Below are 14341 nucleotides of genomic sequence, written 5' to 3'. Positions count from 1 at the left end.
ACTGACCGTAGTTTCTCGGTAGCCTTGCGGTCATGTCGATAACCGTGCAGGCATCGGGTGCCACCGGACTAACCACGGCGGAAGTCGAGCAACGTCGCAACGACGGGCTCACCAACGACGTCCCGGACCGGGCCAGCCGATCGGTACGCGACATCATCCGGGCAAACGTCTTCACCCGGATCAACGCCATCCTCGGTGTGCTGTTCATCCTGATCCTGGCCACCGGATCGATCATCGACGGCATGTTCGGCCTGCTGATCATCGCCAACAGCGGGGTCGGCATCATCCAGGAGATCCGCGCCAAGCGCACCCTGGACCAGCTGGCCATCGTCAGCCAGGCCAAGCCGACGGTGCGCCGCGACGGCAAGTCGTTGGAACTCGCGCCGCGCGAGGTCGTGCTGGACGATCTCATCGAGCTCGGTCCCGGCGATCAGATCGTGGTCGACGGTGCCGTCGAGGAATCCGCGCAGCTCGAGATCGACGAATCGCTGCTCACCGGTGAAGCGGACCCGGTGGACAAGAAGGTCGGCGCGGAGGTGATGTCGGGCAGCTACGTGGTGTCCGGCAGCGGCGCCTACCGCGCCACCAAGGTCGGTCGCGACGCCTACGCGGCGAAGCTGGCCGAGGAGGCGAGCAAATTCACCCTGGTGAAGTCCGAGCTGCGCAGCGGCATCGACACGATCCTGAAGGTCATCACGTATCTGCTGATTCCCGCGGGTCTGCTGAGCGTCTACAACCAGTTGTTCTCCAGCAAGGAAAGCTGGCGGCCCGCGGTCAGCGGCATGGTCGCCGCACTGGTGCCGATGGTGCCGGAGGGCCTGGTGCTGATGACCTCGGTCGCGTTCGCGGTCGGCGTGGTGCGGCTCGGTCGGCGTCAGTGCCTGGTGCAGGAACTGCCGGCGATCGAGGGGCTGGCCCGTGTGGATGTGGTGTGCGCCGACAAGACCGGCACCCTGACCGAGAACGGGATGCGCCTGTCGGATATCAAGGTGCTCGGCGATGCGGACGACGCCGAGGTGCGGAAGGCGCTGGCCGCCTTGGCAACCGACGATCCGCGCCCGAACGCGAGCGTGCAGGCGATCGGTGAGGAGCTGCCCGACGGTCCCGGCTGGCAGCACACCGCGGTCGCTCCGTTCTCCTCGGCGAAGAAATGGAGCGGGTACTCCTACGGCGAGCACGGCGACTGGCTGCTCGGTGCGCCCGATGTGCTGCTCGACCCGGCGTCCGAAGATGCCAGGGTCGCCGAGGAACTCGGTTCGTCCGGCCTGCGCATCCTGCTGCTCGCGCGCAGCGACCGCCCCGTCGACGCCCCCGACGCTCCAGGCACCGTGGCGCCCGCCGCCCTTGTCGTGCTCGAGCAGAAGATCCGTCCCGATGCCCGCGCGACGCTCGAATACTTTGCCAGCCAGGACGTCTCGATCAAGGTGATCTCCGGCGACAATGCGGTGTCGGTGGGCGCGGTGGCCTCCTCACTCGACCTCCCCGGTGGCGACCACGCGGTCGACGCGCGCGAATTGCCCGATGATCGCGACGCACTCGCCGACGTCCTGGAACGCGAGACCACCTTCGGGCGGGTGCGCCCGGACCAGAAGCGAGCCATGGTGACCGCCTTGCAGTCGCGCGACCACACCGTCGCCATGACCGGTGACGGCGTGAACGATGTGCTCGCCCTGAAGGATGCCGATATCGGCGTCGCGATGGGCGCGGGTAGTCCCGCGACCCGCGCCGTCGCGCAGATCGTGTTGCTGGACAACAAGTTCGCGACGCTGCCGTACGTGGTCGGCGAGGGCCGCCGGGTCATCGGCAATATCGAGCGGGTCTCGAACCTGTTCCTCACCAAGACCGTGTACGCGGTGCTGCTGGCCTTCCTCGTCGGTATCGCCGGTGTCGGTTCGGAGATTTTCCACTATGAGCCGATCCCGTATCCGTTCCTGCCGAGACACGTCACGATCGCGGCCTGGTTCACCATCGGCATCCCGGCGTTCATTCTGTCGCTGGCGCCGAACAACGAGCGGGCCCGCACCGGATTCGTCCCCCGTGTGCTGCGTTTGGCCATTCCCTCCGGCGTGGTGATCGGCGTCGCGACCTTCGTGTCCTACCTGATCGCCTACGCCGGACCGGATGCCAGCGAGCAGCAGAAAGAGCAGGCGGGCACCACAGCGCTGATCACGCTCATCATGATCGCGGTATGGGTGCTCGCCATCGTGGCGCGCCCGTACGTGTGGTGGAAGGTCGTGCTCATCACGACTTCGGTTGTCGCGTACTTGTTCTTGTTCACCGTCCCGTTCACTCGGCACTTCTTCAAGCTCGACCCCTCGAACATCAGGCTCACCACCGCGGCGATCATCTGCGGCGCCGTCGGTATCGCGCTCGTCGAGGCCGCCTGGTGGATCAGTGCGGCGCTGCACGGAGAGGGACGAAAACTGCTTCCCGCCGCCCCCGGCGGCGGAGCCTGACGAACTGGACATCTGACTCGCCGCGCCGCGAGATACCTTGTGCGAGGCGATCATTCGGTGTTGGAGTACCTTCTCGAATATGGAGGTACTGCTGCACCAGATCGACGCGTTCGCCGACGCACCGTTCTCGGGCAACCCAGCCGCGGTCATGCCGCTGTCCGCGTGGTTGCCCGACGAGCTGCTGCAAAATCTGGCGGAGGAGAACAACCTCGCCGAAACCGCCTTCTACACCCCGCAATTACCCCCGGAGGCCGGCGCGCGACCGGGGGAGTGGCCCGCGTTCCATCTGCGCTGGTTCACGCCGACCCTCGAGGTGAACATGTGCGGCCACGCCACCATGGCCTCGGCGGTGCAGATCCTCGAAGACATCCACCCCGGCGAGGATCGGGTGAGCTTCTTCACTCGCAGCGGCTGGCTGCACGTCGACCGCACCGACGACGACGAGTACGTGCTCGACTTGCCCGCGCTCGAATCCAGGGAGGTCGAGCCCGATCCCGTGCTCGTGGACGCACTCGGCGTGCGCCCGCTGCGCGCGTTCACCGGATTCGACGAGGTGATCGTCCTCGGTTCCGAACAGGAAGTGCGCGACGCCCACCCGAACTTCGCGGCTTTCCCGCCGCTGGCGTTCGACGCGGTCATCACCGCCCGCGGCGAGACTTCAGACATCGTCTCCCGGGTTTTCGGCCCGGATCTCGGTGTGATCGAGGACCCGGTCACCGGATCGGCGCACGCTCAGCTGGTTCCGCTGTGGACCCGCGAACTCGGCCGCACCGCGCTCACCGCCCGCCAACTGTCCCATCGCGGCGGCAGCATGCGCTGCGAGCTCGCAGGCGACCGTGTGCTGCTCATCGGCCGCTGCCGCCGCTACCTCGACGGCGTGGTGACGCTGCCGGACTGAGGCGGACCCGCGGCATCGACTTCCAGGGTGCCGGGTGTGGATAGGGTGATGAGATGCCGCGCACCACGCTGACTCGGGAGCAGATCATCCGGGCCGCCGTCGCGGTGCTGGACGCCGAGGGCGTCGGCGGCCTGAACATGCGGCGGCTCGGTGCGGAACTCGGCGCGGCGCCAACGGCGATGTATTGGTACGTCAAGAGCAAGGACGAACTGGTGGTGCTGGCCGGGGACCATGTCTGGAGCGAGATCGAGCTACCCGACGCCGCGCAACTCGGCTGGCGGGCGGCCGCCGCGGCGCTCGCGCACGGGGTGCACGACATGGTGAGCAGGCACTTCTGGCTGGTGTCGACCATGGGGACGCACCTGATCTACGGCCCGGGCAAGGCCCGCTATGACGACCATTGCCTCGCGGTCTACGAAGCCGAGGGTTTCAGCGGAGCCGAGGCCGATCAAGCCGCCGCGACCGTACTCATGTTCGCGATCGGCGCCGCGCAGGGCGAAGCCGCCGAGCTGGCGTGGCGGGCTCGACTGCGCCGTGCGGGCGCGGACGAGGAACAGCAGCTGCGCGAGACGTTGGCCCACATGGGTGAGGTCGCACGGCAGTTTCCCAGGCTGCGCGAGCGCGTGCTGTCGACGCCCGAGGTCGACGCTGGCCCATCGAGCCGGTCCGCCTTCGAGTTCGGCCTCGACACCATTCTCGACGGCCTGCAAGCGCAGTCGAGAGCTCGTCAGCCGAAGTAGGCCCCCGCCGCCGGAGTGGTCAGCAGCACGATCACCAGAATCGAACCCAGCGTCGCAAGCGCGAAGCGGATTATGCCGAGTGGGCGCAGTGCGGCTGGAAACTCACGCGCCGCGGCCTCGACTACGGCTCGCCCGTCGAGCGCGCGGACCGCGACGTCGCTCGATTTCCGGAACGCCGCCTCGGTGTACCGTGCCGCGAAAATCTGCCCTGCCGTAATGAAGCCGACCACGACAAGCACGATCAGTTCGAGGATCCACGACGCGATCCGTCCGGCCTCGATCCCGGCGAGCGTCAGTGATCCGAGCACCGCCAGCGCCACTCCGATGCCGAAGGGGAGGATCGTCTCCCGTCCACTCTCGGCGAACCTGATCCGGTGCGCGGCCAACACCGCCGCCGACGACCCCTGCCGAATCATCTCGGCTTCGGCGGCCTGCTGCGCACCGTCTCCGTAGCGATAGGCGATCACGGGTATGACGAAAAATGTTGCCGCCAAAAAGAACTGAAGTGTCGAAGCAACCACTGCCATAGGCATGATCTCTCCCGAGGTCTCTTGTACTTAGTTCAAGTCGGAGGATACGGCCTACTTGAACTAAGTTCAATATCGAGACATCGACTGATCGAAAGGTCAGGTGTGGTCAGGTCGTGGGTGCTTCAGCAGGCGCCGAGGAGTCGGTCGGCGCTCGGCCGTCGCCTTGTCAACGCTCGGGCAGCGGGCCGTCGTCCGGACCGGGCAGCACGAGACCGGTCTGGTCCGGCAGCAGCGGGACCACGGCGAAGCGGCCGGATACGGCGTCCGAGGGGAGGGCTTGGACGGCGCGGATTCCGTTCTGGGTGGCCAGGACTCGGAGGTTGGGGAGCGTGCCGCGGACGACAAGGCCGACGGTGCAGGCGCAGCCTGCGCGCAGGCGGGCCGCCGAGATCGCGACGATGCGGGCGAAGCGCTCGTCGGAGACGGGTTGTGCGAGCAGTTGCCAGGCCGCGTTGTCGGCCGAGGCGACCGCTACCGCGTCGCCTGCCGGGACCTGGACGGTGACCAGCGGAGTTTGGACGCGGGGAATCTGGGCCTGGTGGATTACCTGGGCAATGCGGAGGCCGCCGCTGTGTGCCGGAATCCGGTCGGGGGTAAGGGTTTCGGTGAAGGAGACCAGGGCCCAGTGCTCGTCGGTGTCCGAGCCGGAGAGCGAGTCATCGGCTCGGGCGAGGTACTCCGCGACCGGCTCGCCCCGTTCGGGGCCGAGCCGGTCGGTGGAGACGCCGGACGGGACCGGTGGATTCAGCTTGCCGAGCACCGCCATGAGCGTGACAAGACCGACAGCCGCCACCGCGACGGCGATTGCGCGCCGAGGTGTGGACCGAGGGCCTGGTTCAGGCATTGCGCAGGACGTCGAGCGCGTTCTTCAAGTCCGCCGGGTACTCACTGGTGATCTCCAGGTACCGGCCGTCGGCGGGATGGTTGAAGCCGAGGGCGCGGGCATGCAGCCATTGGCGTTCCAGGCCGAGGCGCTCGGCAAGGCGCGGATCGGCGCCATAGGTGAGGTCGCCGCAACATGGGTGACGGATCGCGGAGAAATGCACCCGGATCTGGTGGGTGCGGCCGGTTTCCAGGTGGATGTCGAGCAGGCTGGCGGCCTGGAAGGCCTCGACGGTGTCGTAGTGGGTGATGCTCGGGCGTCCGTCGGCGATGACCGCGAACTTCCAGTCGTTGCCGCGGGCCCGGCCGATGGGGGCGTCGATGGTGCCGCTGCTCGGATCCGGATGCCCCTGCACCAGCGCGTGATACCGCTTATCGATGGTGCGCTGCTTGAAGGCACGCTTGAGCACGGTGTAGGCCCGCTCGGACTGCGCGACCACCATCACTCCGGAGGTACCGACGTCGAGCCGGTGCACAATGCCCTGGCGTTCGTGCGCGCCGGAGGTGGAGATGCGGTAGCCGGCCGCGGCCAGCCCGCCGACCACCGTCGGTCCGCTCCAGCCGACACCGGGATGCGCCGCGACGCCGACCGGCTTGTCCACCGCGACGATGTCGTCGTCGGCGTACAGGATGGTCATGCCCTCCACCGCTTCGGCCTCGATCGTCAGTTCCCGCTTCGGTTCCGGGAATTCGACCTCCAGCCAGGCCCCGCCGACGAGGCGATCGGATTTGCCCGCGGCGACGCCGTCGAGCTGCACCGAGCCGTCCTCGGCCAGCGCGGCCACCGCGGTGCGCGACAAGCCGAGCAATCGCGAAAGACCCGCATCGACGCGCATGCCGTCGAGCCCGTCGGGCACGGGCATGGTTCTGGTTTCCCTCATGCCGCGTTCTCCTGTCCGGTGTTCTCGGGCTTGCTGTCGGAATCCTTGCCGTCGGGCAGATCCCGGTCCGGCGCGGTGTCGGAATCACGGCCGGTGCGGCCGCCGTCGGGTTCGAACCCGAACACCGTCAGCACCACGAGCAGGATGGCTCCGCACACGATCGAGGAATCCGCCACGTTGAACACCGGCCACCAGCCGATCGCGACGAAGTCGACCACATGCCCCTGCAGCGGTCCCGGCGCACGGAACAACCGGTCGACCAGATTGCCGAGCGCGCCGCCGAGCACCATGCCGAGCCCGATCGCCCACCACAGCGAGCGCAGCGTGCGCCCGATGCGGATCACGCCGATCACCACGCCCGCGGCGACCAGCGTCAGCAGCCAGGTCATGCCGGTCGCCATCGAAAACGCCGCGCCAGGATTGCGCACCAGCGTCAGTCGCGCGAAATCGCCGATGATCGACACTGGTTCGCCGGGCGTCAGCTGGGCGACCGCGATCACCTTGGTGAGCAGATCCAGTCCGAGCAGCACCGCCGCGATGATCAGCAGTGTCCGCAGCCGCAAGGGCGCGGCCGTGGCGGCCGCCTCCTTTTCGGTCGATAGCCCAGGGGTCGATGGCACCGGTTCGGTCGGTGCACTGGCAGTGCTGTCCTCTGGCGGTCGGTCGTCACTCACGCCGACCATCATCTCTCGAGCAAGCATGGGCTGGTTACACGCGGTCACCCGCATGTCCCAGCTGACACTCAGGAAGCGGTCGTACTCTGATCCTCGTGACGGTGTTGTCTTCCCCCCACACTCCTCGGCTCGCGCGGTCGGGTGTGCTGCTGATGGTGCTCGCGCTGGGGCTTTCGGCGTTCGGTGTCGGTTGCGGCGACGGGACCGAGGCGCGCAGCGAATCCGACAGCACCGAGCCGCTCGGAATCGGTAAGGAAGTGACGGTGCCGATCGCGGCGGCGGTCACCACGGTCGTCTCACCGGGCGCCGAGCCGCGCGCTCTGCTGCGCCCGAGCTATCTGCCAGGCACCGCGCAGCAAGTGACATTGCGCACCGACTACCGCATCCAGCAGCAGATCAACGACCAGCCGCCGCGCGATTTCTCGACGCCTGCGCTGGCGATCCCGATGACCGCACGCGCGGGTGACGACGACGATGACGTCGACCTGACCCTCGGCACCATCACCAGCCCGGACCCCTCGCTCGCCAAGGCACTCACCGCCGCCGACGGTTCACGCGCCGGCTTCGATATGAGCGAGCTCGGCGCGATCACCGCGCTGCGACTGGAGCCGTCGCCGGATACTTCGAATGCCGCGCGGACCGCGCTCGAGCAAGCCTTCTACCAAGCGGTCTACCGCTCGATCGCGTTTCCCGACCAGCCGGTCGGCGAGGGCGCGGTGTGGACGGTGCGCCAGGAGGTGACCGGCGGCGTCACGCTCGACCAGGTCACAACGGCGACGCTGACCAAGCGCGAGGGCGACCGGCTGACCATCGAGCTCGAGGTGACGCAGACGCCGAAGTCGTCGGTGTGGGCGATGCCCAACAACGCGGGCACCCTCGACATCCAGGACTACGTCATGCAGGGCACCGGAACGATCACCGTCGACCTCGGGCTGCCACTGCCGGTGTCGGGCGCCATCACCGTCGGCGGGCATCAGGCCTACCGCGACTCGCGCAGCGACAGTGTGTTGCGGCAAACGATCAATACGCAGGTGTCGTGGACGGAATGAGCCGATGAATCGCGGACGGAATTCCTAGATCATCGGTTCGATCGGACATTTTTGTCCGCGCTCGGTAATAGGCTCGGCTAGTCCGACAAAAATCGCCTTCTCCCGGAGGTCAATCAATGTCCGATGTCAAGCCTCTTCCCGATGGATATCCGGTGGTCTCGCCAGGATTGGCGATCGATGGCGCCGCGGCTGCCATCGATTTCTACAAGCGCATCTTCGGCGCGTCGGAGCGGATGCGCATGCCGGGCCCGGACGGGAAGATCGCGCATTGTGAATTGATGTTCGGCAATTCCGTCGTCATGATCGGCGACCCCGCTCCCGAAATGGATTTCCTCGACCCGAAGACGGTCGGCGGAACTCCGGTCAACCTGCACGTCTACGTCGAGGACTCCGACGCCGCCCACGCCGCCGCCCTCGCGGGCGGCGCACGGGAAATCACGCCCGTGGCCAACCAGTTCTACGGCGACCGCAGCGGCTCGTTCGAAGACCCGTGGGGTCACCGCTGGACCGTGGCCACCCATGTCGAGGACGTCTCGCCGGAGGAGATGGACAAGCGGATGGCCGAACTGTTCGGCAATTCCTGACCGAACCGCTCACTGAAGCGTTCCTGGTCAGTGCGTCGCCCTGCGGGCGTTGCGCCGCGCCCGCCGGGTGGCCATCTGCATGCGCGCCAGGTAAGCAGGGCTGGGTGGTGCCCAGCCGAGTTGGGTCGCGGTGCCGAGGTCGTCGCGGTTGGCCCAGTGCTCGATCGCTTTGCCCTCGGCGATGCGGACCCAGTGGCTCTGGGTGGTGAGAATGCCGATGTTCTTGGTCTCGACGTCGGTATTGGACATGTCGATCTCCGTAGACTTCTATCGGACGAGCTCTACCCCAGGATCACCGAATCGCCCTCGACGCGAATATTCTTCGCGGCGAGTGGGCGGGTCGCGGGGCCGGTCACCACCGAGCCGTCGAGGCCGAACTTGCTGCCGTGGCAGGCGCAGTTGATGGTGCCGCCGGACACCTCGGCCACCTTGCAGCCCGCATGGGTGCAGACCGAGGACAGACCGACGAAGGACCCGGCGCTCGGCTGCGTCACTACGACGTCGCCGGTGATCAGGCCGCCGCCGACCGGGACGTCGGTGGTCTTGGCGATGGCACTCGGGTTCGGTTGTCCAGCGGCGGCATTCGGGCCGGGCGCCGCGGCGGTGGCGGGTTTCGGTGCGGGTGCCTGCGCGGAATCGTTCTTGCCGTAGGTGCTGCACGCGGTGAGCGCGGCCGCGGCTGCCACCACGCCCGCGCCCGCCACCACGGCGCGCCTACGGAGGATGAGTTCGTCGTTCGTCATGGGTCGATCTCCGTTCAGAAGGTGATGCCGTTGTTCTGGAAGAACCACAGGGCGGAGGTGAGCCAGATGCCGGTGAGGCCACTGAGTGTCAGGCCGCCCGCGACCGGAATCACCCAGCTCGGCAACCCTTTTCGGGTCAACAGCAGCATCTTGGCGACGAAGGCCCCATAGAAGAAGCAACCGAACAGCGAGTGCAGCAGCACCCGCGTGTCGTAGTCCTGGAACCCCAGGGCGTACAGGCAGTGCACCGCGACAGGAACGCTGGCGAGTACGGCGAGCCTGCCCGACCAGACGTGTGCCACGCCGATCCAGGACGGTGCGAATCCGCGGATTTTGCCGTACATGCTCAGCGCGGAAGCGAGTTGGAACAGGGCCAATGCGGTCGCGAGCGTGGCGAGCCACGTCTTCACCGCCGTTGGGCTGGAGAATCCGGCCACGTTGACCGAGAAAAACTGTGGGTCATGCACTTTCCCGTACACCCCGAGCGCTACGGCGACGGCCGCGCCGATCAGCGCCGGGATGACGATTGCCGCCGCCGACGCGGCGCTTGGCTGAACCCGCACGGTCGGGGCCTCTCGATCAGCCGACACTGTCACCACCACTTACCTTGTTCGCGGTTATCTTCTTGCCGTTGACGATGGCCGTCGCGTCGGTCGCGAGGGCGGGTGCGGGTGAGGTGGAACCGTCGGCCGCACGCTGGACTCCGGTGACGCCGCCGTTCGCGTCGACGATCCAGCTCTGGCGCTGGCCTCCTTCGCTGTAGACGTACAGCCCGGCAGGCGGTTGCACCGGCGCTGCGGTGAACCCCCATTGCTTGCCGCCGATCCACAGCGTCCCGTTCACGGCTCTGCCGTCGAAGCCGCCCTCGAGCCGGGCGTCGTTCTTGCCGGTCAGCCGCAACGATCCATTCGTCGCGCTGCCCTGCAGCCAGGACTCGATCGACTTGCCGTCACACGCGTATGCGGTCGCTTTGTCGCCCTGCACGGTGATCGAGAGGGTGATGGTGCCGCCGGACTGCACCGGGATCGTGCCGATGTAGTCGGCCTTGACAGGGAACGGGGTTGCCGCGGGGGTGCCGGTGGTCGGCTGGGGCTGTGTCGTCGGCCCCGCCGCGGGTGCGGTGGTCGTCGCGGACATCGAATTCGGCTTCGCCTGCGTCGGCTCGGTCTCCTTGGACATATTGACGACGAGCAGGACAATGGCCAGTGCGGCCACCGCCCCGAGGGTGAGCAATGGTCCCAGACGTTTCATAGGGTCTCCTAGATGTGCGGCCGTCGACGGACCGGCCGAAGCGATCTCCGAACCCCACGCTGCGTCGGTACCGCTGTCTCGCATTCTCTACGTGGTAGACCACCCGAGCGGTTCAAACGGACATTCACGGCACCGTCGATCGGCGTGTCATGAATGCGTGTTTGCTGGTCACGCGCCTGGCCCGCGACGGGCAGGGCGCGCGTGAATCAAGCCCGAGGCGTCAGGGCCGCGGAGGCCAGCGTGGACCTGCCGTGACCGCTATCGGGGCACTACGACGTCTCGGCCCGCGTTGCCTCCGGGGATTCGCGGTCGACGAACACCTGCCTGAGGTCGCCGGGCCGGAAGGCCATCAGCCGCGATCGGCCCCGGCGGTGTGATGCGATCGCTGCGCCGCTGCCGCCAGCGCTCTTGCCTCGCTCGGTGTCAGTTTGGCGCCCGCGACGTGGGCTGCGACAAACGCCCGATTACCGATAGCCGCTCGGACGGTGTCGGTAGGGCGGTCGATGTCCGGGCGTTCGGCGGGGAGCAGCGCAATACCGTTGGCCAGGCGGACGGCTTCGGCGGCACCCAAAAGGTGTGCGGCGGTGTCATATTCGCCGAGGCCCGCGCTGGCGGTGGCCAGTCCGGCGAGAGCGAAGGCCGTGTCGCGTGGCGCGGCGATGCGTTGGGCGCCGTCGAAGGCGGCGAGGTGGAGGTCGAGGGCGGCCGCGGACTCGCCCCGCTCTTCGAGGATGTAGCCGAGTTCGACCTGGAGCATCGGCAGGAACAGCGGGGTCTCTTCGGCGTCGGGCGGGGTCAGTGCGAGCATGTCGCGCAGGATGTGTTCCGCGACATCGGGTTTGCCGTCCCGGCGGGCGGCGAAGGCGAGTACCACCGAGGCGAAGACCCGGCCGGGACCGTAGCCGTGCTCGGCCGCGATCCGCTGTGCCTGTTCGCCGAGCGCGGTGGCACGGTCGAACTCGGTGTGCTGCATGGTGATCCAGCCGAGCCAGCACAGGTGGGTGCACACCTGGCCCCAGAGTTCCAGTTCCTGGGCGAGACCGAGCGCCTCGGTGTGGATCTCGGCGGCGCCGGACAGGTCGCCGGTCAATTCGGCGAGGCCGCCGAGCCATTCGGCGGCCTGCAGCCTGCCCCAGCGGTCGTCGATCTCGGCGAAGATCCGTGCGGCGGACCGGGCATTGTGCTCCAGGGCGGCCAAATCGACCCGACTGTGCGCGAACTTCGCCAGCGCCACGTGCGCGGCCGCGATACCCCAGCGGTCACCGAGCCGCTCACACACCGGAAGTGCCCGGCGCACCAGTGCTTCCAGCTCCGGCAGGTCGCCGGCTTCCAGCGCGGAGAAGGCGAGGAACAGCTCGGCACGAGCCCGTCCCGCCGGATCATCGACGGTGTCATAGACGGCGAACACCGCGGCGCGCTTCGCGGCACCGTCGGTGAATTCGCCTTGCTGGAAGGCGAGTCCGACCTTCCACGCGAGGGCGGGTGCGCGATGCTCTGGCGCACCGCCGAGCGCGAGGGCCGCTTCGAACCACCGCCGAGCCTCATTCAAGCGACCACGCAGTAGCCAGTACCAGGCCAGCGCATTCACCAGTCGCAGCGCATGATCGGCGTCGCCGCCGCGCACGAATCCATCCAGTGCGGCACGCAGATTCGCGCCCTCGCTGTCCAGGCGGTGCAACCACCGGTGCTGGTCCGCGCCATACAGCTCGGGCGCTGCCCGTTCGGCAAGCAGCAGGTAGTACCGGTGATGCGCCCGATGCACCGCAGCGGCCTCACCCGCTTCCGCCAGCCGATCCATGCTGAATGCCGCCACCGATTCCAGTAGCCGATACCGCCGCCCGGTTGTGTGCATCAGCGAGCGATCCACCAGTCGCGCAACAATATCGGCGACAGTGGACGGGTCGAGCCGGACCGGTGCGGTGGCAGCCTCCCCATCAATATCTGCCGCACATACTGTTTCGGCGGCGTCGAGAGTGCAGCCGCCCGCGTGTACGGCCAGTCGGCGCAAAACCGCGCGTTCGGCCTCGTCGAGCAGCCCCCAACTCCAGTCGATCATCGCGGTGAGGGTCTGCTGGCGGGGTGGGGCACCGCGGTGGCCGGTGGCCAGCAGGCGGAAGCGATCGTCGAGGCGGGCAACCATCTCGTGCACGCCGAGCGCCCGTACCCGGGTCGCGGCCAGTTCGAGGGCGAGGGGGATGCCGTCGAGTCGGCGGCACAGGGTGGCGACCGGTTCGGCGGTGTCGGCATCGAGAACGAAGTCGCGGGCGCTCGCGCGGGCCCTGGTGAGGAAAAGCTGGACCGCGCTGGACTGTTCGAGCTCGTCGATTGTCACCTCGCGCGCGGGCACCGGCAGCGGCTCCACCGGCACGATGTCCTCACCGGGCAGCCGCAGCTGTTCGCGACTGGTGGCGAGGATATGCAGATTCGGTGCCGCGCCGAGGAGCAGTTCGGCGAGGTCGGCCGCGTGGTCGACGACGTGTTCGCAATTGTCGAGGACCAGCAATAGCTCCTGGTCGGCGAGCACCTCGCAGAGCAGGTCCGCCGGATCGGTGCCGTCGGTGGCCCGGATGCCGAGCACCTGCGACACCGCCTCCGCCAGCCAGGTCGCGCCGTCGGTCGCGGTCGGTTGCAGCGGCGCCAGCTCGACCAGCCAGGTGCCCTGCGGGAACCGATCGGTCAGTCCGGCGGCCGCGGCCAGTGCGAGACGGGTCTTGCCGACACCGCCGGGACCGGTCAGCGTCACCAGTCTGATGTCGGATACCGTGTCGCGCAGGCGCGTCAGATCCGCGTCGCGGCCGATCAACTCGGTGCGTTGGGCCGGGATATTGGAGTTGCGCCGTCGGAGCAGGGTTTCCGGTCGTGGCGCGGCGAACTGGAGCTCTTGCCCGAGGATCGAGCGGTGCAGGGCAACGAGCTCCGGACTCGGGTCCAATCCCAAGTCGTCGGCCAGCTGTCTGCGCAGATCCTCGTAGCTATCGAGTGCCTCGGCCTGACGGCCCGCACCGTAGAGCGCCCGCAAGTAGCCCGCGCGCAGCCGCTCACGCAGCGGATGTTCGCGCACGAAGGCCGCGAGATCACCCGCTACCTCGCGGTATTCGCCCAGCGACAGCCGCGACTCCGCCAGTTCCTCGACGGCGACCAGGCGCTGTTCCTCCAGCTGCGCGATCGCGGGCTCGGCGAAGGTCGCATCCCGGAAGTCGGCGTAGGCAGGGCCGCGCCACAGGCCGAGCGCCTCGGTGAGTGCCCGCACACGCGCGGCCGTGTCCGTGGCTGCGCGGGCGGTGGCGACCAGTGCGCGGAAGCGTGACGCGTCGACATCGGTACCGCCGAGGCGGTAGCCGGGCGGCGGCGACACCACCAGGTCGCGACCACCGGGCTCGGCATCCTCCAGCGCCCTGCGTAACTGTGATGCCTTGGCCGCCAGCGTGCCCGCGGGGTTGCCCGGCGGGTCATCGGCCCAGATGTCATCGATGAGCCGGTCCGCCGAGACCGGCTGACCGCCGTTGACCAGTAGGTCTGCCAACAGTGCCCGCACCTTGGCACCCGGAATGGGTACCACCGCGCCGGCATCCGTCCAAACCGTCAACGGACCCAGCACACCGAAACGCATGTGCGCAGCTTATGCGGTGCCCTCGCCTGCGCTCGGCCGAGCG

General features: G+C 68.1%; 14 protein-coding genes. 5 read left to right on the top strand and 9 right to left on the bottom strand.

Annotation, left to right across the window (positions count from 1 at the left end; genetic code table 11):
• Window positions 1-32: 32 nt before the first annotated feature.
• The 3 genes from ACFQZZ_RS13575 (at window position 33) to ACFQZZ_RS13565 (ending at window position 4094) form a co-directional block, all read left to right on the top strand.
• Window positions 33-2456, top strand: coding sequence for an HAD-IC family P-type ATPase (locus ACFQZZ_RS13575; RefSeq protein ID WP_378679137.1), 2424 nt, complete (start codon window positions 33-35; stop codon window positions 2454-2456).
• Window positions 2457-2535: 79 nt separating this feature from the next.
• Window positions 2536-3354 (top strand): PhzF family phenazine biosynthesis protein, encoded by an 819-nt coding sequence (locus tag ACFQZZ_RS13570; RefSeq protein ID WP_378679134.1) that lies wholly within the window; start codon window positions 2536-2538, stop codon window positions 3352-3354.
• Between the two features lie 53 nt (window positions 3355-3407).
• On the top strand, window positions 3408-4094 hold the full coding sequence (locus ACFQZZ_RS13565; RefSeq protein WP_378679131.1) for a TetR/AcrR family transcriptional regulator: 687 nt from the start codon (window positions 3408-3410) through the stop codon (window positions 4092-4094).
• Here the strand turns inward: ACFQZZ_RS13565 and ACFQZZ_RS13560 are convergent.
• The 4 genes from ACFQZZ_RS13560 to lspA form a co-directional block, all read right to left on the bottom strand.
• Entirely contained in the window at window positions 4082-4627 is a 546-nt protein-coding gene (locus ACFQZZ_RS13560) for a hypothetical protein (RefSeq protein WP_378679128.1), read from the bottom strand. The genes ACFQZZ_RS13565 and ACFQZZ_RS13560 overlap by 13 nt on opposite strands.
• A 163-nt stretch (window positions 4628-4790) precedes the next feature.
• Entirely contained in the window at window positions 4791-5468 is a 678-nt protein-coding gene (locus ACFQZZ_RS13555; RefSeq protein WP_378679125.1) for a hypothetical protein, read from the bottom strand.
• Window positions 5461-6387 (bottom strand): RluA family pseudouridine synthase, encoded by a 927-nt coding sequence (locus tag ACFQZZ_RS13550; RefSeq protein WP_378679122.1) that lies wholly within the window; start codon window positions 6385-6387, stop codon window positions 5461-5463. Before ACFQZZ_RS13550 ends, ACFQZZ_RS13555 begins: the two co-directional genes overlap by 8 nt.
• Entirely contained in the window at window positions 6384-7070 is a 687-nt protein-coding gene (lspA, locus tag ACFQZZ_RS13545) for a signal peptidase II (protein ID WP_378680513.1), read from the bottom strand. Before lspA ends, ACFQZZ_RS13550 begins: the two co-directional genes overlap by 4 nt.
• A 143-nt stretch (window positions 7071-7213) precedes the next feature.
• Between lspA and ACFQZZ_RS13540 the strand changes: the two genes are divergently transcribed.
• Both ACFQZZ_RS13540 and ACFQZZ_RS13535 read left to right on the top strand, forming a co-directional pair.
• Window positions 7214-8110, top strand: coding sequence for a hypothetical protein (locus ACFQZZ_RS13540; RefSeq protein ID WP_378680510.1), 897 nt, complete (start codon window positions 7214-7216; stop codon window positions 8108-8110).
• Window positions 8111-8226: 116 nt separating this feature from the next.
• Window positions 8227-8694 (top strand): VOC family protein, encoded by a 468-nt coding sequence (locus ACFQZZ_RS13535; protein WP_378679119.1) that lies wholly within the window; start codon window positions 8227-8229, stop codon window positions 8692-8694.
• Between the two features lie 27 nt (window positions 8695-8721).
• On the opposite strand, the gene ACFQZZ_RS13530 is transcribed toward ACFQZZ_RS13535, so the two are convergent.
• The 5 genes from ACFQZZ_RS13530 to ACFQZZ_RS13510 form a co-directional block, all read right to left on the bottom strand.
• Window positions 8722-8943, bottom strand: coding sequence for a hypothetical protein (locus tag ACFQZZ_RS13530; protein ID WP_378679116.1), 222 nt, complete (start codon window positions 8941-8943; stop codon window positions 8722-8724).
• 32 nt (window positions 8944-8975) lie between these two features.
• Window positions 8976-9437, bottom strand: coding sequence for a Rieske (2Fe-2S) protein (locus ACFQZZ_RS13525; RefSeq protein WP_378679114.1), 462 nt, complete (start codon window positions 9435-9437; stop codon window positions 8976-8978).
• A gap of 14 nt (window positions 9438-9451) precedes the next feature.
• Complete coding sequence (locus tag ACFQZZ_RS13520) at window positions 9452-10027, bottom strand: DUF6529 family protein (RefSeq protein ID WP_378680507.1); 576 nt, start codon at window positions 10025-10027, stop codon at window positions 9452-9454.
• Entirely contained in the window at window positions 10017-10688 is a 672-nt protein-coding gene (locus ACFQZZ_RS13515; protein ID WP_378679111.1) for a hypothetical protein, read from the bottom strand. Before ACFQZZ_RS13515 ends, ACFQZZ_RS13520 begins: the two co-directional genes overlap by 11 nt.
• 349 nt (window positions 10689-11037) lie before the next feature.
• Complete coding sequence (locus tag ACFQZZ_RS13510) at window positions 11038-14298, bottom strand: BTAD domain-containing putative transcriptional regulator (protein ID WP_378679108.1); 3261 nt, start codon at window positions 14296-14298, stop codon at window positions 11038-11040.
• Between the last annotated feature and the right edge of the window lie 43 nt (window positions 14299-14341).

It is taken from the genome of Nocardia sp. GCM10030253 (assembly GCF_042675075.1).
Lineage (GTDB): Bacteria > Actinomycetota > Actinomycetes > Mycobacteriales > Mycobacteriaceae > Nocardia.
This window is presented reverse-complemented; position numbering and strand designations above follow the sequence as displayed.